This is a genomic window from Litorivivens sp. (assembly GCF_041624475.1).
Lineage (GTDB): Bacteria > Pseudomonadota > Gammaproteobacteria > Pseudomonadales > Spongiibacteraceae > Litorivivens.
The window spans coordinates 38,263-59,244 of the sequence record NZ_JBFJUX010000004.1 but is presented as its reverse complement, the minus strand read 5'-3'; the positions used below and the strand labels follow the sequence as shown (position 1 = coordinate 59,244).

Annotated in this window: 23 protein-coding genes; 11 read left to right on the top strand and 12 right to left on the bottom strand. The window is 58.8% G+C overall.

Annotated features, from left to right (window positions below):
- Complete coding sequence (locus ABY734_RS06765; protein WP_372778249.1) at window positions 1-3,138, top strand: efflux RND transporter permease subunit; 3,138 nt, start codon at window positions 1-3, stop codon at window positions 3,136-3,138.
- Here ABY734_RS06765 and ABY734_RS06760 read toward each other — a convergent pair.
- The gene (locus tag ABY734_RS06760; RefSeq protein ID WP_372778248.1) at window positions 3,135-3,542 is read right to left on the bottom strand and encodes a diacylglycerol kinase family protein; all 408 of its coding nucleotides are present in this window, start codon (window positions 3,540-3,542) and stop codon (window positions 3,135-3,137) included. The genes ABY734_RS06765 and ABY734_RS06760 overlap by 4 nt on opposite strands.
- Before the next feature lie 78 nt (window positions 3,543-3,620).
- On the opposite strand from ABY734_RS06760, the gene glpE reads away from it, so the two are divergent.
- Window positions 3,621-3,932, top strand: coding sequence for a thiosulfate sulfurtransferase GlpE (gene glpE / locus ABY734_RS06755; RefSeq protein WP_372778247.1), 312 nt, complete (start codon window positions 3,621-3,623; stop codon window positions 3,930-3,932).
- Between the two features lie 36 nt (window positions 3,933-3,968).
- On the opposite strand, the gene sppA is transcribed toward glpE, so the two are convergent.
- From sppA to arsC, 4 genes are read right to left on the bottom strand one after another with little or no spacing between them, the layout of a single operon-like run.
- Window positions 3,969-5,762: a signal peptide peptidase SppA gene (gene sppA / locus ABY734_RS06750; RefSeq protein ID WP_372778246.1), complete on the bottom strand. Its 1,794-nt coding sequence runs from the start codon at window positions 5,760-5,762 to the stop codon at window positions 3,969-3,971.
- Entirely contained in the window at window positions 5,755-6,186 is a 432-nt protein-coding gene (locus tag ABY734_RS06745; RefSeq protein ID WP_372778245.1) for a DUF2069 domain-containing protein, read from the bottom strand. Before ABY734_RS06745 ends, sppA begins: the two co-directional genes overlap by 8 nt.
- On the bottom strand, window positions 6,176-6,772 hold the full coding sequence (wrbA, locus tag ABY734_RS06740; RefSeq protein WP_372778244.1) for an NAD(P)H:quinone oxidoreductase: 597 nt from the start codon (window positions 6,770-6,772) through the stop codon (window positions 6,176-6,178). Before wrbA ends, ABY734_RS06745 begins: the two co-directional genes overlap by 11 nt.
- Complete coding sequence (arsC, locus tag ABY734_RS06735) at window positions 6,769-7,119, bottom strand: arsenate reductase (glutaredoxin) (protein WP_372778243.1); 351 nt, start codon at window positions 7,117-7,119, stop codon at window positions 6,769-6,771. The genes wrbA and arsC overlap by 4 nt, the downstream gene beginning before the upstream one ends.
- A gap of 98 nt (window positions 7,120-7,217) precedes the next feature.
- Between arsC and ABY734_RS06730 the strand changes: the two genes are divergently transcribed.
- The 3 genes from ABY734_RS06730 to ABY734_RS06720 all read left to right on the top strand — a co-directional run bounded on the left by ABY734_RS06730 (window position 7,218) and on the right by ABY734_RS06720 (window position 9,368).
- Entirely contained in the window at window positions 7,218-7,667 is a 450-nt protein-coding gene (locus ABY734_RS06730; protein WP_372778242.1) for a TlpA family protein disulfide reductase, read from the top strand.
- A complete protein-coding gene (locus ABY734_RS06725; RefSeq protein ID WP_372778241.1) occupies window positions 7,664-7,933 on the top strand; it encodes an acylphosphatase in 270 nt (89 codons plus the stop codon). Before ABY734_RS06730 ends, ABY734_RS06725 begins: the two co-directional genes overlap by 4 nt.
- A gap of 289 nt (window positions 7,934-8,222) precedes the next feature.
- Window positions 8,223-9,368, top strand: coding sequence for a TonB family protein (locus tag ABY734_RS06720; RefSeq protein ID WP_372778240.1), 1,146 nt, complete (start codon window positions 8,223-8,225; stop codon window positions 9,366-9,368).
- 17 nt (window positions 9,369-9,385) lie between these two features.
- Here the strand turns inward: ABY734_RS06720 and ABY734_RS06715 are convergent, their stop codons facing one another.
- The 4 genes from ABY734_RS06715 to ABY734_RS06700 form a co-directional block, all read right to left on the bottom strand.
- Window positions 9,386-9,892: an O-acetyl-ADP-ribose deacetylase gene (locus tag ABY734_RS06715; protein WP_372778239.1), complete on the bottom strand. Its 507-nt coding sequence runs from the start codon at window positions 9,890-9,892 to the stop codon at window positions 9,386-9,388.
- A gap of 14 nt (window positions 9,893-9,906) precedes the next feature.
- Window positions 9,907-10,176, bottom strand: coding sequence for a DUF4404 family protein (locus ABY734_RS06710; protein ID WP_372778238.1), 270 nt, complete (start codon window positions 10,174-10,176; stop codon window positions 9,907-9,909).
- An 83-nt stretch (window positions 10,177-10,259) separates the two neighbouring features.
- Complete coding sequence (locus ABY734_RS06705) at window positions 10,260-11,312, bottom strand: AraC family transcriptional regulator ligand-binding domain-containing protein (RefSeq protein WP_372778237.1); 1,053 nt, start codon at window positions 11,310-11,312, stop codon at window positions 10,260-10,262.
- A gap of 30 nt (window positions 11,313-11,342) precedes the next feature.
- Window positions 11,343-13,115, bottom strand: a complete 1,773-nt coding sequence (locus ABY734_RS06700; RefSeq protein WP_372778236.1) for a PQQ-binding-like beta-propeller repeat protein — start codon at window positions 13,113-13,115, stop codon at window positions 11,343-11,345.
- 184 nt (window positions 13,116-13,299) lie between these two features.
- On the opposite strand from ABY734_RS06700, the gene ABY734_RS06695 reads away from it, so the two are divergent.
- Window positions 13,300-14,115: a mechanosensitive ion channel family protein gene (locus ABY734_RS06695; protein WP_372778235.1), complete on the top strand. Its 816-nt coding sequence runs from the start codon at window positions 13,300-13,302 to the stop codon at window positions 14,113-14,115.
- A gap of 96 nt (window positions 14,116-14,211) precedes the next feature.
- Window positions 14,212-14,928: a YdiY family protein gene (locus ABY734_RS06690; RefSeq protein ID WP_372778234.1), complete on the top strand. Its 717-nt coding sequence runs from the start codon at window positions 14,212-14,214 to the stop codon at window positions 14,926-14,928.
- A gap of 20 nt (window positions 14,929-14,948) precedes the next feature.
- On the opposite strand, the gene ABY734_RS06685 is transcribed toward ABY734_RS06690, so the two are convergent.
- Both ABY734_RS06685 and ABY734_RS06680 read right to left on the bottom strand, forming a co-directional pair.
- Window positions 14,949-15,251, bottom strand: a complete 303-nt coding sequence (locus tag ABY734_RS06685) for a hypothetical protein (RefSeq protein ID WP_372778233.1) — start codon at window positions 15,249-15,251, stop codon at window positions 14,949-14,951.
- Window positions 15,248-15,616 (bottom strand): PH domain-containing protein, encoded by a 369-nt coding sequence (locus ABY734_RS06680; protein ID WP_372778232.1) that lies wholly within the window; start codon window positions 15,614-15,616, stop codon window positions 15,248-15,250. Before ABY734_RS06680 ends, ABY734_RS06685 begins: the two co-directional genes overlap by 4 nt.
- Window positions 15,617-15,797: 181 nt before the next feature.
- Here ABY734_RS06680 and ABY734_RS06675 point away from each other — a divergent pair, with 181 nt between their 5' ends.
- Together ABY734_RS06675 and ABY734_RS06670 are read left to right on the top strand one after the other, a co-directional pair.
- Window positions 15,798-17,300, top strand: a complete 1,503-nt coding sequence (locus tag ABY734_RS06675; RefSeq protein WP_372778231.1) for an amidase — start codon at window positions 15,798-15,800, stop codon at window positions 17,298-17,300.
- A gap of 17 nt (window positions 17,301-17,317) precedes the next feature.
- Complete coding sequence (locus tag ABY734_RS06670; protein ID WP_372778230.1) at window positions 17,318-17,986, top strand: fumarylacetoacetate hydrolase family protein; 669 nt, start codon at window positions 17,318-17,320, stop codon at window positions 17,984-17,986.
- Between the two features lie 33 nt (window positions 17,987-18,019).
- Here ABY734_RS06670 and ABY734_RS06665 read toward each other — a convergent pair whose 3' ends face one another.
- Window positions 18,020-18,613 carry a hypothetical protein gene (locus tag ABY734_RS06665; protein WP_372778229.1) on the bottom strand — a complete coding sequence of 198 codons (594 nt, stop codon included), beginning with the start codon at window positions 18,611-18,613 and terminating at the stop codon, window positions 18,020-18,022.
- A gap of 303 nt (window positions 18,614-18,916) precedes the next feature.
- Here ABY734_RS06665 and groES point away from each other — a divergent pair, with 303 nt between their 5' ends.
- Both groES and groL read left to right on the top strand, forming a co-directional pair.
- Window positions 18,917-19,231, top strand: coding sequence for a co-chaperone GroES (gene groES, locus ABY734_RS06660; RefSeq protein WP_372778228.1), 315 nt, complete (start codon window positions 18,917-18,919; stop codon window positions 19,229-19,231).
- Entirely contained in the window at window positions 19,228-20,859 is a 1,632-nt protein-coding gene (gene groL / locus ABY734_RS06655) for a chaperonin GroEL (RefSeq protein WP_372778227.1), read from the top strand. The genes groES and groL overlap by 4 nt, the downstream gene beginning before the upstream one ends.
- Window positions 20,860-20,982: the final 123 nt, after the last annotated feature.

The following is a 20,982-nucleotide window of genomic DNA, read 5'->3' as shown; positions in this document are numbered from 1 at the left end:
ATGGAAAACATCGATACCCACCGCGGCCTGATTGCCTGGTTCGCACGCAATTCTGTGGCCGCCAACCTGCTGATGGCGCTTATTCTGGTTACCGGTATTGGTGCGATCACGAAGCTCCCCAAAACCGTTCAACCTAAATTTGAAACCAGCACCATTCAGATCACCGTGCCCTACCCCGGCGCGTCGCCAGAAGAAGTCGAGCTGGGCATTATTCTGAAAATAGAAGAATCCCTGAAAGATATCGACGACATCGAGAGCCTGCAGGCAACCGCTCAGGAATCCATGGCTACCCTGACTCTCGACATCAATGACAAGGTCGATATCAACGAGGTTCTGGACGAAGTTAAAAGCGCTGTTGACGGCATCGCCAATCTGCCGGAAGAGTCGGAAAAGCCCGTCATCAAACATCTGGAATTCAAGGAGCACGCAGCCAATATCCAGATATGGGGCAACCTGTCCGAGCGCGATATGAAATCGCTGGTCGACCAGATTAAAAACGAGCTTTTGCAGGAGCCCGAGATCCGAATAGCGGACGTTTTCGGCGGCAGAAATTACGAAGTCTCGGTCGAAGTGCCCGAGGCCAACCTGCTCAAATACAACCTGTCACTCGCTCAGGTGGCCGCCGCCATTCGCGGCTCGTCATTAAACCTGCCGGGCGGCGCAATCAAAACCGATACTGGCGAGATTATGCTGCGCACCAAGGGGCAGGCCTATCGCCAGCACGAATTTGAGCGCATTCCGCTAATTACCTACCCGGACGGCACCCGCCTCAATCTCGGCGATATCGCCACGATCAATGACGGCTTTGAAGAATCGAACGGCTTCTCGCTGTTTAACGGCGGTTTCAGCATGGGCGTTACCGTCTACGCCGCCGACGAACAGGATCTTTTGAAAGTTGCGGACTCTGCCAAGGCCTACGTCGAGCGCAAGAAACTCGAACTGCCCGAGGGCGTGAACATCGCCTACTGGGCCGACATTTCCTACTACCTCGAAGGGCGCCTGGGCATGATGCTGAAAAACCTCGGCATGGGTGCGCTGCTGGTGTTTATCATTCTGACCCTGTTCCTCGATATCAAACTCGCCTTCTGGGTGATGGTGGGGTTGCCGCTGTGCTTCCTCGGCACCTTCGCCATGATGAGCACTCCGATGATCGATGTCAGCCTCAATATGATCAGCCTGTTTGGCTTCATACTGGTGCTGGGTATCGTGGTTGACGACGCCATTATCATCGGCGAAAGCGCAGGCAATTTTTCGCAGCAATACGGCCACAGTACCGACGCGATTATTGCCGGTGCCAAGCGGGTCGCCACCCCCGCCACCTTCGGTGTACTCACCACCATCATGGCCTTCCTGCCTACCCTCTTTGCCGATGGCGTATTTGCCCCCTTCCCCGCCGCCTTTGGCTGGGTGGTGTTGTGCTGCCTGAGCTTTTCGCTGATTGAATCGAAATTGATTCTGCCGGCCCACCTGGTTCACTCCAAACCGTCAAAAAAAGGCTTTTTCGCCCTAACCGACAGACTGCAAAAGGGCTGTAACGGACTGCTGCAAACCTTTGTCCAGGGTGTTTACAAACCTTTTCTCAATCGCGCGATAAAAAACCGCTACATCACCGCCTCGGTTTTTGTCGCCGCCATGATTCTGGCCGGCGGCCTCGTTGCCGGCGGTCTGGTCAGACTGGTGATGATGCCCTCTCTGCCTAATGACTTTATACAAGCCAAATTGGAAATGGCGGAGGGCACCACTGAAGCTCAGCTTTTGGCCGGTTATCGTGCCTTCAACGACGCTATTACCGCGGTCAATGGCGACTACATCGAACAGACCGGTAATGAACAGGGATTGATCAAACACATCTTTGCCTATGCCTATGGCGGTCGTTTCGTCAATTTCATGGCAGAACTGACCAAGGCCCAACAGCGCAGCATGGGCAGCGACGAGTTGGCCAAGCGCTGGCGCGAAAAAATCGGCGCCATCCCGGGCGCCCGGGTAATTTCTGTATCCACCGCGCAGGATATGGGCGGCGGTCAGGATGTGCAGTTCAAGCTGATCAGCAATTCGCCGGAGCAACTGAAAGCCGCCGCGCGAGACTTTGCCGCCCATCTGGAAACCTATGACGGCGCCTATGACGTGCGCAACAGCGCCGATGCATCGCAGGACGAAATCGTTCTCAGCACCAAACCCATGGCCGAAGCCCTCGGCATCAGTCTTGCCGATATCGCCACCCAGGTGCGCCACGCGTTCTACGGCGCAGAGGCCCAGCGCATGCAGCGCGGTAACGACGAAGTGAAAGTCATGGCTCGCCTGCCCAAGGAAGAGCGCGAAGCCATATCGGATCTGGAGAATCTCTACCTGCAAACCGGCGACGGCAATTTCGTGCCTTTCTCGGTACTGGCCAATGCCAGCATCGAACCCGGCTTCAGCAAGCTGACCCGTATTGATGGCGAGCGCGCTGTGACCGTCGGCGCTGCGGTCGATCGCAACTACGCCGAGCCCGACAGCATTGCCAGCGACCTGATCGCCACCTACCTGCCCCAGCTGAAACAACGCTATCCCGGGCTGGACTATCAGGCCGACGGCATGACCGAAGAGTCCGCCAAGGTGTTTAACAGCCTGTTTGTCGGCTTTGCGCTGGCTCTGTTCGGCATCTACGCCCTGCTGGCGGTTCCGCTCAAGTCTTACCTGCAGCCAATTATTATTATGGGGGTCATCCCCTTTGGCATTATCGGCGCCATCATCGGCCACCTGTTTATGGGCCTGCCCATCGACATGATGTCCTTCTTCGGCATTATCGCCCTGTCCGGCGTGGTGGTGAATGACAGCCTGATCATGGTGGATTTTATCAATCGCGCCATTGCCAATGGCACGCCGGTGATCGAGGCGGTGGTGCAATCCGGCACCCAGCGCTATCGCGCCATCATGCTGACCTCACTGACCACCTTTTTCGGGCTGGCGCCCATGCTGCTGGAAACCAGCGTGCAGGCCCAGTTCCTGATACCGATGGCAGTATCACTGGGCTTTGGGATTATCTTTGCGACGGTGATTACGCTGGTGCTGATTCCCTGCCTGTATGTGATCCTGCAGGATCTGACCGGCGCCCCGGAGCAATCACCGGAAGAAGCCGCGCAGCCTGCTCAGGCTTAAAACAGCACCAGCAATTTAGGCAGAAAGATCAGCGCGCCGATGGCAGCGGCAGCCAGCGCGGCAATCAGCACTGCGCTTGCTGCCACATCCTTGGCTTTGCCGATCAGCGGGTCGCGCGCCGGCTCAACCCGGTCACAGAGGTATTCAAGGGCTGAATTAAGCGCCTCAAAGCCCATGACCAGCGCACTGGCAAGCAAAATCAGCGACCACTCCTGAATACTGAGCTTCAGCCAAAGACCGAGAACCAAAGTGCCCAGTAGCGCCAGGACATGAATCCGCGCATTGTGCTGCTCGCGCAACAGGGTCGACATGCCCTGATATGCGTATATAAAACTGCGCAGGCGGGTGCGCAGGGAAAAACGGGGCGGACTTGGCGGCTTGGATTGAGGTGAGGGGTGAGACACAGGCTACTCATTTTCGATTTCGCCGAGGGAGCATAGCGGTTACCCTATAGGCTTCGCAAACCCCCGCAGTGAACTTCCATGACCACACCAGCATTTCAACGCATCTCTATCGAAACCGCTCAAACCCTGCTGCATGAAAAAACCTGCACGCTGGCAGACATTCGCGACGGCCAGTCCTTTGCCATGGGGCACGTGCCAGGCGCTGCGCATCTGGACGGCAATACGGTGGAAGAATTTATGCGCAACGCCAGCCGCGACCAACCACTGATCATTTACTGCTATCACGGCAACAGCAGCCAGAGTGCGGCCCAGTACTTCGCCGAACAGGGATTTAGCGAAGTCTACAGCGTCGACGGGGGCTTTGAGGCCTGGCGCCAGCATCTCGGCTAAGCGCCAATTCTTGGGGATATATACCGCTTCAGCACCTCAAGGCGCTGAGCACTCTACACAGTAGGCATACATGCCGGCGGGATCGGTCATCGCCTGCAACTGGCGGTACAACTCGCCAACCGGCGACCACCAGTGCGGCAAGGCAATGCGCGACCCCAAACCCGTCTGCTCCAGAAAGTGACTGACCAGCGCCTGCAAGGGTGGCAGGGTCGGCTCAACCCATACCTTGCGATAGTCGCTCAGCCCCGCCAGGCTCGCAGCCGAGGCCACGGCGTCTTCCAGCCCGCCCAGCTGATCCACCAATCCGAGCTGGCGCGCATCACTGCCGGTCCACACCCGACCCTGAGCAATCTTGTCCACCTGCTCCGGCAGCATATCGCGGCCCTCGGCCACTATATCCAAAAACTGCTGATAGCCGTGCTCAATACCCGACTGCAGCGCGCGTTTGACCACCGGGTTCAGAGGGCGATCCGGGCGCAGACCTCCGGCGACCGCCGTGGTGCCGACGCCATCGGTGGTCACACCGATTTTTTCCAGACTACGCTGAATGGTTGGAAAGGCGCCAAAAATGCCAATAGAGCCGGTAATGGTAGCCGGCGTCGCCCAGATTTCATCGGCGTTGGCAGCAATCCAGTAGCCGCCTGAAGCCGCCGCACTGCCCATCGACACTACCAGCGGCTTGCCGCTCTGCTTCAGGGCTATCAACTCCTGACGAATCTGCTCCGACGCAAAGGCCGAGCCGCCACCGCTGTCGATGCGCAGCACCACCGATTTGATGCTGTCGTCATCCCGGGCCCGGCGCACGAGTTCGGAAAAACTGTCGCCGCCGATGCCGTCGACCATCTCACCGTCGGCAATAACACCCTGGGCCACCAGAATGCCCACCGAGTCTGTGGTGGTTTCCAGCGGTGCATCGCTCAGGCTCAGGTACTCGCGAAAACCCACCCGATTGAAGTTGCCGTCAGCGTCGCTGCCAACCCGGCTGCGCATCATCCCCGACCACTGCTGCTGGGTCACCACCTGATCAACCAATGCCGAAGATCGCGCCGCCTCGGCAAAGTTGCCTTGGTGCTCAGCCAGCACCGCGTCGATCTGATTGACGTAGCGCTCAAAGTCTTCACGCGACAGTTCCCGGTTGCCCGTCACCAGCTCGCGGTAATCACTCCAGAGATCACCCAGCCAGGCCCGATTGGCGTCGCGCGCTTCCTCTGACATGGACCCGCGCACAAAGGGCTCCATGGCCGACTTGAATTCGCCAACACGGAATACGTGAAAATCGATGGCCAACTTGTCGAGAGCGGCCTTGAAATAATTGCGGTAGACCGAGAAGCCTTCGATAACCACACCACCCATCGGATTGAGGTAGATCTCGTCGGCGTTGCTGGCCAGCAGGTAGCTGTCCTGATCATAGGCGTCGCTGATCGCCAGCACCGGTTTGCCGCTTGCCTTGAAGCGGGCAATGGCGGCGGCCAGTTCCGAGGTCTTGCTCATGCCGATATGTTCGAGCTCGCCAAGCGACAGGAGCAGCAACTGTACCCGCTCATCACTGCTGGCCCGATCAATCGCATCGATGCTGTCCTGCAGCCGGGTTTCTGCCAGGGCCCCGCCTTCAATCAACTCCGACAACGGGTCTGCGGGGCTGAGCTGGTCAACCACCAGGCCGCGCAAATCCAGCTCCAGCGCAAAACGCTCGGGCAGAGTCGGCCCCTTGGCAAACAGAGCAAAACCCAAAACCACCAGAAACAGCAGAAAAACCGTGTTTACCAGAAAACGGCGCAGGCCTTCCAGAAAACCGCCAATGCGCGAGAAAATCCCTTTGCGTTCACTCATCTGTATCCCCAATTACCTGTTCCGCAAGTTGCTGGCGTTTAGCCTGGGCCTGCCAGCGTATCGTCATCATCGCGGTGAGAAATATCGCCACCGACAGAACCACTTCCACGTAGTTGATCCACAAGCGCAGCGGCGACATGGCCTCCGTCACCGCAATCATGAAATACATCAACACCACAAAACACAACCAGGCCAGACTGCGCAGGTTGCGCTTGAGCATGCCGGGCACAAACACCAGCAGCGGCACAATGCGCACCAGCCAGATGGTCAGGCTGGGCTGACGCCCCTCCTGATGCAGCCACCAAGTGGTGAACGTCAGTACAACGAGCTCCATTGCAACGCAGATCAGCAGCAGGCGCCAGGCCAGATCCGCTCTGCCCTGCAATGTTGCCGAATTCACGCCAGAGGCATTTTTATTTCGCATCGGACAAGGCCCTCGCAGTACTCGCCACGCGCTCTCCCAGCGACCGGCACAAGTGCAGTTCTGTCTCATCCGGCGCCCGGTTGTTGGAACCGCTGACGTGTGATGCACCATAGGGCGTACCGCCCGTGGCGGTCGATGACAGCTCGGGGTGACTGTAAGGCAGGCCCAGCAGCAACATACCGTGATGCAGCAAGGGCAGCATCATGGTCAGCAGGGTCGATTCCTGACCACCGTGCAGACTGTTGCTGGAAGTAAACACCGCAGCCGGTTTGCCGATCAGGTCACCGCTCAGCCACAGGGCCGAGCTGGCATCGAGAAAATACTTCATCGGCGCCGCCATATTGCCAAAGCGGGTCGGGCTGCCCAGCACCAGGCCGGCGCAGTCGCGCAGGTCGTCCTGGCTGGCGTACAGATGCCCCTCATCGGGAATGGCCGGAGCCGTGGCTTCGCAGTCGGCCGAGACCGGCGGCACCGTGCGCACCCGCGCTTCCAGACCCGCCTGTTCTACGCCGCGCGCAACATGGGTCGCCATCGCCCGGCAAGCACCGTAGCGACTGTAATAAAGCACCAGCACGTAGGGCGTCATGCCAGCAGGTCCAGCACATTCTCCGGCGGGCGGCCCAGAACGGCACGCTCACCTTTCACCACGATCGGGCGCTGGATCAATTTCGGGTGCTCACACATGGCTTGTATCAGCACATCATCCGCCAGACTCTTGTCCGAAAGCGACAGGCTTTTGTAGGCCTCTTCTCCGGTTCGCAGCAACTCCCGTGCGGAAATGCCCAGCTTGCCCAGCAGGCTTTGCAGTTCCTTCGCCGAAGGAGGCTGCTCCAGATACAGCACCTGCTCTGGCTCAACACCCTTTTCCTGGAGCAGCTGTAGCGTTTGCCGTGACTTTGAACAGCGCGGATTGTGGTAGATGGTAACCGTCATGAAAACCTCGTGTGCAGTGATTCAGTCACAGCGCTTGGACTGTGAAAAACAAGCAGGCATTATACACAGCGCTCCAGACACCCGCAGAGGCCATTACTGTGCGCACACTCACTATTCTCCTCCTCACAACGGTATTGATGGCGTGTGAGCAGAATCAGATTGCCACCACCGACAGGGAGGTTCACTTCACACCCGGAGCCGCCAGTGGCCGCTGGGTAATCATCAACTACTGGGCAAAGTGGTGCGCACCCTGCCGCGAAGAGATACCCGAACTGAATCATTTCGCAAGTGAACACGCCGATCGGGTTCAGGTGCTGGGGGTCAATTACGATGGGCTGCAGGGCGACGTCCTCGCCGCGGATATGGCTGCGCTGGACATCCGCTTCCCGGTCTTGCTGGCCGACCCACATCCGGCACTGGGCATTGCACGCCCCAGCGCGTTGCCGGCCACCCTGGTGATCGCCCCGGACGGCAAGCTGAAAGAAATTCTGCTCGGGCCGCAGACGGCAGCGGCGCTGACGCAGCACATTCAGGAGCCTGCCCAGTGAAAGCACTGCGTTTTGCGGTATTCGGCCGGGTTCAGGGGGTCGGCTTTCGCGCCTTTACCCGCCGCGTCGCCCTGCGGCACAATCTTGTCGGTTGGGCGCGCAACTGCAGTAACGGTAGTGTCGACATCCTGCTAGTCGGCGACAGCGAAAATATCGCGAAGGCCCGGGCCAATATTCTGCGTGGCCCTGCACTATCCCAAGTAGAGCGCTCTGCAGCGCTGCCGACGCCAACCACCCTGCCGACAAGCGACTTCGAAGTCGGTTAGCCTTGCTAAAACGCTTGAAAATTAGCCACTTGCGTTTTTTTTAGCGCTCTGCAACAGTGAACAATCTACACAATCGCGCAGACCACTGTTACACTCCTATAACCTTGATGACTGGACTTTTCAATCCAGATCGTTAAATTAGGGACAGTGGTAACAATAATAAAGTTACGTGTCAGGTGGTATCAGCGCGACAACAACAGCCTTGTGCAATCGTTAGCCGTTCGTGCTGTGAAAAGTGGTCCAGAGAATTCCAATAATTTCTGCCCGGACACTGGATGTTAAGAGGCCTATGAACCGTTTTATCGCAGCTATTCTGCTAGCTTTTGCGACGCAGATTTCCTACGCCCAAACCGAGCTTGACGGCATGTCATTGCGTGGCCTGGCGATCTATCAACAGCTCCGCACTGACTATTATGTCGGTGGCCTCTACCTGCCTCAGCCTGCCGCGACGCCCGATGATGCCTTTTTTATGCCCGGCCCCAAACGCATGGATCTGCGGGTTATTACAGAAAGCTGGAGCGACCGCCGCTTTACCCAGCAGTGGAACCAGCTCATTCTGATCAACAACCCCGCCGACGTTCAGAAAGCCCAGCAGGACAATATCATCGCCTTTGCCACCATGCTCAAAGACGATCTGCAAGCGGGTGACCACATCACCATCGATCTGCTGCCGGACGAGGGCACAGAAATCAAGCTCAACGGCACGACTCTGCTGAAAAGCTCTGACCCGGAATTTTTCAATCTGCTGCTATCCTGCTGGATTGGCGCCCGACCGCCGTCTTCCGGCTTTAAACAGGACATTCTGTCACTGCCCGGCGGCGATCGCGGCAGCAGCCTGATGACCACCTTTGAAATCACCGGCCCCACTCAGACCCGTATCGCCGAGACCAAGAGCTGGGGCAAAGGCCGCTCACCGGCAGCGAAACCAAAACCCGAGAGCAAGCCAGCCACCCCAGCCACCAGTAGCGAGCCTTCCGAGGCCGAACGTCTGGCTGCAGAAAAGGCCCGTCGCGAAGCTGCGGAAGCTGAAGCCGAGAAAGCCCGCCTGGCCAAGTTGGAGGCCGAAAAAGCCCGCAAAGAAGCCATTGCCCGCGCGCTGGCTGAAGCAGAAGCCAAGGCCAAGGCCGCCGCCCGCGCCAAGGAGCTGATTAACGAGTACAGCACCACCATGGTCCGCGCCAGTTACCAGCACGTGCGTTATCCAAAACGGGCACTCAAGTTGAACCAGCAGGGCACCGTGTTGCTGGAAGTCATCATAGACCGCAAAGGCTCGCTGTTGTCCTCCAAGGTTATTCAGAGCTCTGGTTACTCTTCACTGGATGACGCAGCGATCTCGGCAGTAGAAAAAACTGCGCCCTTCCCGGAACTCCCCTCAGGCATCGACGGCGCGCAAATCGAATTTACCCTGCCCTTTACCTTCCAGATTTCCAGCTGATTACAAAGCCTGGGCGCTCAGGCGCCCAGTGCTGCTTCATAGCAGCGCGCCACCTTTTCATCAAAACAGACAAAGCTCACCCGCTCAATTGAAAGGCATTGCGGCAGTTGCTCGCGCACACTGGCCACGGCGACCGCAACGGCCGCCTCCAGGGGATAGCCGTACACCCCGCAGCTGATCGCCGGAAAGGCCACCGATGCGCAAGCGTGAGCCTCAGCCAGCAGCAGACTTTCGCGATAGCAGCTGGCCAGCAATTGCGGTTCGCCGTCATCACCGCCCTGCCATACCGGTCCCACCGTGTGTATCACATAGCGCGCAGGCAGATTAAAGCCGGGGGTTATTTTGGCCTTGCCGGTGTCGCAGCCACCAAGCGGTCGGCAGGCTTCAAGCAACTCAGGGCCAGCGGCCCGGTGAATGGCACCATCGACACCGCCGCCACCAAGCAGGGAGTTGTTGGCCGCATTGACGATAGCGTCCACCGCCAGGGTGGTGATGTCCGCTACCACAACATCAAGATGGGCCATAAAACAGGAGGGGGTCAGACGCCAATGCTGGCCAGTTTGACCATGATATCGTTGAGAATGCCAGCCATGGTCGGATGCTCGGTTTCAAACTGTGACACCATGTCTTCCAGACGGTTGAGGAGCCCGGCCTGTTCCGCATCGACACTGGAGCCAGTGCTCAACTCCAACTCAATATCTTCCACCAGCCCCATCAGATTGGCTTTCTGGCTGTGACCCACTTCCAGATCATCAATCTGTTGCTGCAGGTCTTCCAGCTGTTCTTGAATACTTCTTCGCTTATCCATCAGTCTTACTCCAAAAATACGCCACCGCTACACATCGTTCAGAGGCGCAATCCCCGGCAGCATAGCAACTCCGGGGCCGTAAATCACGACAGTCGGTAATCTCCCGGCGATCGCCCGGTCCATCGTTTAAAGGAGCGATGAAAGGCACTGGGGTCGGAAAAACCCAGCAACTCGGCGACGTCGCTAACGGTCAGCTCCGGATTGCGCAGAAAGCTGATGGCCGCCTCCCGGCGCAGCTGATCCTTGATCCGCTGGTAGGAGGTCCCCTCCCGGTCGAGTCGTCGCCGCAGGGTGCGCTCGGACATGTTCAACTGACTCGCCAGCTCGTCAAAGGTCGGCAGTTCGCACTGAAAATCGTCGCCCAGCAATTGCTTGATCCGCGAGGCGATTCCGCCATCAGACACCATGGGTTTGATCACCACATGGTAGGGCGCCAGCTTGAGGAAACGCTCCAGATCCGATTCGCTGCGGGCTATCGGCGCACGCAGCACCGAATCGGAAAACTCCACCCAGTTGCTGGACTCCCCGAAGTGAACCGGGCAATGAAAGAAATGATCGAGCCCGCGGCGACGGCTAGGTTCTTCATCCGCACAGCCGGCCTGCAGCAATTCAATCGGCTGATCGATCAGCCAGGCGCAAAACCGAACCCAGATCGCCAGACTATAGAGCACGCTCACCTGCATACCCGGCTGCACATCGACCCCGGACAGGTAACTCAGGCGCGCGGTTTTGCGGGCGGCATTGTGCTGCAGTTCGTGTTCCGCCTTCTCTCTGCCACGCTCGCGGCAGGTTGCGTTGAAGTCCATGGCTCGGAGCAGGGCCTGTTCCAGGTTGCGACAACCAATCATGCTGTAGGCCAACATACGGGTGCCGCCGAGGGGCGTGTTGACACCAGGCAGGAAACCGCCGGATTCATCGCCAATGGAACGGAACAGCGCCAGGCAAAGTCGGCTGTACTGCTCTACCGTCACCGGTTCCGACAACTCGGTTTCCAGCGGGTTATCGCTGAGACCGGCCGCTGAAATCAGCGGCGCGGCATCGCAGCCAAAGTGGCGGGCCTGAACCAGTACGGCCTTGACGAAAGACGCCGCAACCCGCTCGCCAGCCAATGCATTGTCTGATTGTTCAGCAGTCATGAGTGGCATTATACGTGGTGACGGGGAACACTACAGTAGAGCCCGGGCCATGCTTTCGATGGTGCTGTAAAGCTCCTCGCAGTCACCACTGTCGGCGCGACAGCGGGTCAGGGCCGCGGCGGATCTTTGCAGCAGAGAATCCACGTGCCGCCCCAGACTCTCATCCAGTTCTTTACGCTTCACGGCAAGCTTTAGCACCTTGCGGCTGGACCACAACTGGCTGTCGATACCGTCCAGAAACAGCGCATTGCGATTGCCGGCCAGGGTGGCCAGCCATTGAATACCAGCCGTCAACTGCTCACTCCAGCTCACTGGCGACAGGGCGTAAATGCCGCCGCGCGGTTTGGGACGACGCGCCGATTTTGGCAGCAGCCACTGGTAGCCGCCGCTGTAGGCAAGGGATGCTCTCTGCGACAGAAGGTTCATATAAACATCGCCGGTCGGGCTGACACTGACAACACCTCCGCTGGTATCCGGAACCCGCCACGCTTCCAACACCGTGCCATCTGACGGGTCGAGGGCGACCAGGTAAGTCTGCGCCGGATGTACGAATTCCCGCACCAGAAAGTTGATCTCATAGCCGACCAGCAAGGTCGCCCAAAGCAGACCGTTGCTGACGGTCACTCCTGAGTCCAGGTAGGCGTCCGGTTTGCCGCGACTACCAATCAAGCCAAAGCGCGGCCAGAGCCGCGGCTGGTGGGCGCGCGCCCACTCCCGGTAATTGTTGCGCCACAGAACCTGGCCGTTGCGTCCGTCGATGGCTATCAATTGGTCACCACCCGCCACATACACCGTGTCGTCCGCTCCCACCGAGGGCGCGGCCCCCTGGCTGCCGGTTTCATGCCGCCAGAGTCGCCCGCCGCTGTTGCTGTCCAGCGCGTAGAGCACACCATCGCGACCTGACACGTAAACCCGGCTGCCATCCACCGACAGCGCCGGACTGCTGCCACTGTGCACCGGCAGCGTGGCGGCAAACCCTACCTGCAAGCCGCCGGCGGTGATATCGATGGCAAAGAGCGTACCGTCCTCATCAAGACCACCTGCGGCCACATAAAGTCTCGGTTGATGGGGATGAATCGCCGGGGTGTTGGCAACGGGATAACCCTGACCACGCAGCAGATCCCAGCCTTTCTGGCGGACAGCCTCTTCCAGCAGGCCATTCCCCCACAGGCCTTCGGGGAACAGGCGCCCCGGCTTGACCTCAGCCACAGGCAATTGCAGAGGCGCGAATGCCAGCGCACCACTGGCCCGCTCAAACAGGATCACGACACCCTCGGCCGACACGCCGCCCACATAGGCGCCTTGAATAACGCTACTGATCAGCGGCTGTTTGATGCCGTAATCCGTCAGCCGCACCATCCAGCGCAGCTTGCCATCGCCGGTATAGGACCAGAATTGATTGCTGTCACTCACATAAACGTGACCCTCGGCATCGATCACCGGCGCACTGAATACAGCCTCGGCATCGAGTGCATCCGGCGACTGCGCAGCTGGAGATTCCCACTGCAGTTCACCGGAGCGACTCAGTGCATGCAGGTGGGAAAAGCCCTTGCCCCGTCCGCTGGTCACATAGAGGGTGCCATCCTCAGCGATGGTCGGCGCCGCCCAGGACGCCGCACCCTTCAGCGCGAGCCACTGGGGCTGCAGATGGGTAGTGACCAGCAATGGCGCGTGAGCCGAGTTGCGGCCATCGCCGTGCGGCCCGGCCCAACTGCTTGCCGCATAGCCAGCAGATTGATGAGAAGGTGAGCCCAGGGCCAACGCCGAGCCTGCGCAGAGCGCCAGTAATGCGAACACGCGCATAAACAGAGTTCCCTTTTTCAGGTGAAATAATCATCCAGATGAGCGTTAGCACCGTAGTGGCCCCTTGTGGCAGGCGGTCGAACTCGGCACTCTATACAATAGCTCTACCGTTATACCGAGCAACAGGCGACAAAAACAACGCCTGCCACGCGTGAAAAGCATATTCGATTTTAAAGGGGACTGCATGGACACAAACGCGCTTATTCAACAGGCCATGGAATTTCTTATGGAATTCGGCCCGCGCCTGCTGACCGCGATCGGCATACTGATCGTCGGCTACTGGGTGGCAAAGATCGTCAGTGGCCTGCTGGTACGTACACTGAATGCCCGCAATATTGACCCAACGGTGAGCAACTTTGTCGGCAAACTGCTGTTTGGCACCCTGCTCGCGGTTGCCCTGATCCCCGCGCTTGGTCACGCCGGCATCCAGACCACCTCGATCCTCGCCGCGCTCGGCGCCGCCGGCCTCGCCGTGGGTTTGGCGCTGCAGGGCTCGCTGTCCAACTTTGCCGCCGGTGTGCTGCTGATCGCCTTTCGCCCCTGCCGGGTCGGAGACTATGTAGAAGCAGGCGGCACGGCCGGGACCGTCGAATCCATCAGCCTGTTTTCCACCATGCTGATGACCCCGGACAACAAGCGCATCATGATTCCCAATTCGCGCGTCATGTCCAATCCCATTACCAACTACAATGCCATGCCCACCCGGCGCGTCGACCTCACCATCGGCATCCCCTACAGCGCCGACATTCCGGCGGCCAAAGCCCTGATCAAATCGATTCTGGAAAAGGAAGATCGCATTTTGCCGGAACCGGCGCCGCTGATCGCCGTGCGCCAGCTCGCCGATTCTTCGGTCAACCTGGTGGTGCGTCCCTGGGTCAATGCCGCTGACTACTGGGGCACCCACGACGCCCTGCTGGAAGCCATCAAGATCGCGCTGGACGAAGCCGACATGAGCGTGCCCTTCCCGCAGATGGATGTGCACTTCCCCAAAGACGCCTGAAGCTGCGAGGCCGTCTGATTTCTGGTAGGCTTCGCGCGCTGCGCAAGTCTGCCAGCCGCACCCGATTACAATGATGAACACCATTTTGGAGACACCATGACCCGCTTGACCCTGTTGGCGCTGCTTTCCTGTTTCTGCGCCCCCACCATAGCCCAGGAAGGTTCCTCGCCCTGGAGCGGCGATGCAGAGCTGGGGTTCGTCGCCAGTGAAGGCAACACCGACGCCAAAAGCGTATCCGCCAATGCAACGTTAATCTGGGAAAAAGACGCCTGGAAAAACAACTCGGAATTCCAGACCCTCAACACCGAGAGTGCAGGCGTGCGCTCGGCCGAGCGCTATTTCGTAGCCAACCGGCTGTCCTATACCTTCAGCCCGCACAACTACCTGTTCAACTACGTGTCCTGGGAAGACGACCGCTTCAGCGGTTATAAGTACCGCGCCACCATCGCCTTTGGTTACGGTCGCCGCATCATTGAAAACGACACCATGCTGTGGGACGCCGAGATCGGCCCCGGTTACCGTCGCGCCGAGCTGCTTGATAACGCCGGAGATGATGTCGAAGAAGACGCGATCCTGCGCATGGCTTCCAACTTCCGCTGGGAGCTGTCACCGACAGCAACCTTCGAACAGAAGCTGGCGGTAGATCACGGTGAAGAAAATACCGTGTCCAAATCCACCACCTCAATCAAGACCACGGTCGCAGGCGGTGTCGGCCTGAAGATAGCCTACCTCGTGCAATACACCTCGGATGTACCGGCCAACAAGGTCCACGCTGACAAGCAAACCACCGTAACATTGGTATACAGCTTCTAAGATCGAACCGTTTTGGCGGGCTAGAAAATCCAGGCGATCAGCAGCCACATCACAATAAAAAAGCTGAAAAAGCCCGCCAGCATAAACTGCAGTTCCCCCAGCAGGCCGTCACCAGCGGCAAAGGCAAACACCACCAGCGTCACCACGGTCAGAAAAAACGACACCACGGCCGCATCGCGCATGCCGAGCCCTGGCGCGAGCTGGGTAGCGGCAAACTCACTGGCCAGCGGCCACACCATTACTCCAGCCACCCCGAGCAGAAGCAGCAGCACAGCCATCAGGCTGAGCATGCGCAGCGCGCTTTTCTGCTCCAGATCGCTCACTGCTCGCCCTTGATAATGTCGCGGAATTCCTGTGGGCGAGGCATCCCCTTGGCGAAAATTTCCGGCGCATCACCGGCGGTAAACACCGACACATCGCCCACCCCGAACAGGCGGTTCATAAAGGATTGGTAGACCTTGACCGTGCGCACGGTGGACATATCCAGCTCGGTCCTGTCCTTACTCAATAAGCCCTGCTCAAGCGTGATTTCACCGTTGCCGATCTCCAGCTTGGTTGCCTTGCACTTCAGGTACCAGGTCAGCAGGATGATAATGCCAATGCCCACCGGCACCAGAATGACAGACAGAATAAAGGCGAAGGGACGGGCTCGAAACATCGCCGGATGTTCACTGTAGCTTAGGGACACGCGAAAGCTCCTTGGCGTTAGGGTTAGACAGAGTTTACAAGCACTACTCAGCTTGTGCTAATCGGCAGACTCAGGGCGTTGCTGATGCACTCACTCATGTGGCTATAATGACCACCAAAGTTGTCACTGACAATATTGCACTGAGACAACTCAAAAATCATAACAAACTAAAGGATCTGCAATGTCTTTCAAGGAATACGCGGACTACGATGCACTGGGCCTGGCCGAACTGATCCAGCGCGGCGAGGTGAGCCCCCACGAACTGCTGAGCGAGGCCATCCGCCGCCGCGACAGTGTTAACCCGCAGATCAATGCCGTGATTCACAGCATGGACGAACTGGCCTTTGCCAGCCTCGACACGCTACCCAAGGGCGGCCCCTTTTACGGTGTGCCCTTTTTATTGAAGGACTTTTGCGCCGCCTACAAAGGTGTGCCCCTGACCAACGGCAGCCGCGCCTTTAAAGACTACATCCCCGATTACGACTGCGAGCTGGTCAAGCGCTTCAAGGCCAGCGGCGTGGTGACCTTCGGCAAAACCAACACCCCGGAATTTGCCATTGTCGGCGCCACCGAGCCCGCCCTGCACGGCGTTACCCGCAACCCCTGGGACCTGGCGCGCACGGCAGGCGGTTCCAGCGGCGGCTCCGGCGCGGCGGTGGCAGCCGGTATTGTGCCGATGGCCAGCGGCGGCGATGGCGGCGGCTCGCTGCGCATTCCCGCGGCCTGCGGCGGTCTGGTGGGCTTCAAAACCACCCGGGGTCGAGTGCCCCACGGCCCGATTCACGGCGACCCCTGGTACGGTCAGGTACAGGACGGCGTGGTCAGTCGCAGCGTACGCGACAGCGCCGCCATGCTGGATGCCATTCGCGGCGTTGATCTCGGCGCTCCCTATGCAGAACCACCGCTAAACGAATCACTGCTGAGCGCTTGCCAGCGAGCACCAAAAAAATTGCGCATTGCCTGGTCAGCTGAGCCACTCATGCGCGACGGCGAACTGCACCCGGAAGCGCTCAAAGGCCTGCACAAAACCGTAAGCCTGCTGGAAGAACTCGGCCACGAACTGGTTGAAGCCACCCCCGCCTTCAATACGCTCCATCTGGTCGAAGGTTACCTGTTGCGCATCGCCACCTCGGTCGGCGGCGAGATCGAACTGACCGAGGCCACCCTCGGCCGCAAACTCAAACACGCCGAACTGGAACCGGAAACCTGGATGCTGGCCCAGCTAGGTCGCAGCTTTTCCGCAGCCACCTTCGACGCCGCTCATCGTCGGCTGTACGCCCAGGGCCGTTTGTTTGAAACCTTTATGCAAGACTACGACGTGTTTCTTACCCCGACCCTGAGCGGCCCCCCGGTGGAGCACGGCTACTTCAAATCCCGCGGGATGGAAAAATGGCTGGCGCCAATTGCCAGCCGTTTCGCACTGGGCCGAATCAGCGCCAATCCGGCCACCCTGCGACGGCTGGCGGAGCAGGCCTTTGATTGGGTCAGCGCGACGATGGTGTTCAACATTACCGGCAACCCCTCGGTGTCACTCCCCCTTCACTGGAGCGATGATAGACTGCCGGTCGGCATGATGTTCACGGGTCGCTTTGGCGAGGACGACCGGCTGTTTTCCCTCGCCAGCCAACTGGAACAGGCTGCGCCCTGGTGGCAACAACGCGCACCGGTTTTCGCCAACCCCTGATTGCGGAGCACAACCCTATGAGCTTTCAACACCACTGGAATGATGGTGAGGCAATCGAGTTAACCACCAAGAAGGTGGTGTGCGCCGGGCTGAACTACGCCCTTCACGTCAAGGAAATGAACAGCAAGGCGCCCGATACTGAGCCGGTGCTGTTCATCAAACCGGCCACTGCTCTGCAGGATCTGCACGCACCGCTGTGCATTCCGAAAAATCGCGGCGCGGTGCATCACGAACTGGAAATTGCCCTGCTGATTGGCCGGCGCCTGAGCCAATGCTCTGCCGCCGAAGCGGTCGGCGCCGTCAGCGGTCTCGGGCTGGCACTGGATTTGACCCTGCGGGATTTGCAGACTGAACTGAAGAAAGCCGGGCGCCCCTGGGAAAAAGCCAAGGGCTTTGACGGCGCCTGTGCCATCTCGCACTTTGTGCCCATCAGCCAGTGTCCGCCGCTGGACAATATCGACATCGCCCTCAGTGTTAACGACTCACCGCGCCAGCAGGGCAACAGCCGCGATATGCTGTTTCCCATTCCCAGCCTGCTCTGCGCCATCAGCGAATACTTCACTCTGGAGCCCGGCGATATTGTGCTGACCGGCACCCCCGAGGGCGTCGGCTCGCTGTCCGGCGGCGATCAGCTCAGCATGAGCCTGGGGCAGGTGCTTGAGTTCACGACACGGGTGGCGCCTTAGTCTGCCCGGCTAGCGCCTCAGTCGCCCCGGCAGTCAGTGCACCCGGTCCTCGTCCACAACACAGATACCCAGCGCACGCAGCTGCTCTTGCAGCCGCGGATCGCGATTGCGACGCCAGCGCTGATAAAGGTTGAGCACGTCGTTGGAATCAAACTGGGTTTCCTTGGAGCAGGCCCGGGCAACCAGCTCGAGCATGCGGGTAAAGGTTGACGCCAACTCAGAAAAAACATGGCGGTTCTGGCGCGCATTTTCCGACAAATAGCCGTAGGCGCCGCCGCCCATCCCCACAAAGTAGTCTTTTACTATGCCGCGGCGGGCATAACTTTCCGGGAACAGCGCCCCCACAAACAGGGCCACATCGCCCAGCTGGCGCAGTAGCAGACAGCGCTCGCGATGATCGCTGGCTTCATGTGCATCTTTGTACAGCATGGCCAGCGGCCGAATACCTAAATCTCCCTCGTCGTAACAGAACAGTTGATCGCTGTCGCCAAAGCGGGCCAGCATATTGCCCATATACCAGAGCGTATCCTCCTGCGGTGTCGGGTTGAGGTCTGCGCCCAGCTCCTGCAGGCGTTCGCGAAAGTAGTCGGCCAGAGTCCGTTCAAAGGTCGGCTGAGATAAAGGCATCGGCACCCTCCTTCAACAATGCTTGGGCAGCACCCTTCTGAATCTAGCGAGCCGCGCCCGAAAAAACGATTGCGGCATACCGAAACAGCGTTGCGGGCACTACCTCTAAAATATATGCAGCATGCCAAAAACTTTCCACTTATAAGGGAGTGCAATAATAGAGAAAAATAATCTAAACAACCGGCCTTGAAATGGCCGTAAACACTACCATTAATGCGCATGAAAGCTGCGCGGCCTATCCCCTGCCGCCGGCTTTCTCACAACTAACAATAGTTTTGAGACGTGAATTGGAGGAAAGACCCAATGAGTATCAAACCGCTCTACGATCGGGTGGTTGTCAAACGCCTCGCGGCGGAAAACACAACCAAAGGTGGCATCGTAATCCCGGACAAGGCCGCGGAGAAGTCCACTCAGGGTGAGGTGGTCGCTGTGGGTGACGGTGCTCTTCTGGACAACGGAGAACTGCGCACACTGACAGTCAAAGCTGGCGACCGGGTATTGTTCGGTCAGTACGCAGGCTCAGAGGTCAAGATTGATGGCGAAGACTACCTGATCATCAAAGAATCTGAAATTTTGGCCATTGTTGAACAAAGTGAAATCAAGGAGAAAGCAGCATGAGTGCCAAGACCGTCAAGTTTTCCAACGACGCCCGTGAGCGTATGTTGGCAGGGGTAAACATTCTGGCGGACGCCGTGAAGGTGACGCTCGGCCCGAAAGGCCGCAATGTGGTACTCGACAAGAGCTTTGGTGCCCCCCGGGTTACCAAGGATGGCGTGTCCGTCGCCAAGGAAATCGAACTGAAGGACAAGTTCGAAAACATGGGCGCTCAGATGGTGAAAGAAGTGGCCTCCAAAACCGCCGATGTGGCTGGTGATGGCACCACTACTGCCACCGTTCTGGCCCAGGCACTGGTCCGTGAAGGCCACAAGGCCATCGCCGCCGGCATGAACCCGATGGACCTGAAGCGCGGCATTGATAGCGCCGTGATTGCCGCCACCAAAAAGCTGGAGGAAATGTCCAAGCCCTGTGACGACAACAAGGCCATTGGCCAGGTTGCCACCGTGTCGGCCAACTGGAACACCGATATCGGCAAGATTCTGGCCGAGGCTATGGATAAAGTGGGCCGCGACGGCGTAGTTACCGTCGAGGAAGGCAAGTCGCTGGAAAACGAACTGGAAGTGGTAGAAGGCATGCAGTTCGACCGCGGCTACCTGTCGCCCTACTTCGTCAACAACCAGGAAAAGATGCAGGTTGAACTCGACAACCCCTTCATCATGCTGGTCGACAAGAAAGTCAGCAACATTCGCGACCTGCTGCCCGTACTGGAAGCTGTTGCCAAAGCGGGACGGCCGCTGCTGCTGATTGCCGAAGACATCGAGGGCGAAGCGCTGGCGACGCTGGTGGTCAACAACCTGCGCGGCATCCTGAAAACTGCTGCCGTCAAAGCGCCCGGCTTTGGTGATCGCCGCAAGGCCATGCTGCAGGATATCGCCGTACTGACCGGCGCGACTGTGATCTCTGAAGAAGTGGGCCTCGGTCTCGACACCGCCGATCTCGACCAAATGGGCAGCGCCAAGCGCGTGGTGATCAACAAGGAAAACACCACCATCGTTGATGGTGCCGGTAAGAAAACCGACATCGAAGCCCGAGTTTCCCAGATTCGTGCGGAGATTGAGAAATCCACCTCCGACTACGACAAGGAGAAACTGCAGGAGCGCGTCGCCAAACTGGCCGGTGGTGTTGCAGTCATCAAGGTCGGCGCAGCGACCGAAGTGGAAATGAAGGAGAAGAAGGATCTGGTCGATGACGCCTTCCACGCCACGCGTGCAGCCGTTGAAGAAGGCATCGTTCCCGGTGGCGGTATCAGCCTGATTCGTGTGGCCGACCAACTGCGCAAGGATGTGCTGAAAGGCGCCAACGCCGATCAGGATACCGGCATCAAGATTGCGCTGCGCGCAATGGAAGAGCCCTTCCGCCAGATCGTGGCTAACGCCGGTGTCGACGGCAGCGTCGTACTGGACAAAGTGCGCAGCAATGCCAGCGTATCCTGGGGCTATAACGCCCAGAACGGCGAATATGTCGACATGATCGAGCAGGGTATTATCGACCCCACCAAGGTCACCCGCACAGCACTGCAGAACGCAGGCTCGATCGCCGGCCTGATCCTCACTACCGAAGCAATGATTGCCGACCGAGCAGAGGACAAACCCAAGTCTGGGGGAATGCCGGATATGGCTGACTTCTAGCCATCAAGCTCCCCACAATCCAGCGCGCAGGGGCAGATCCCCTGCGCCTTCCCCCCCGTAACCCTCCCGCCTTAGGCTGCCAAGCGATCGCGCATACCATACGAGCTTGTACGGATTACAATC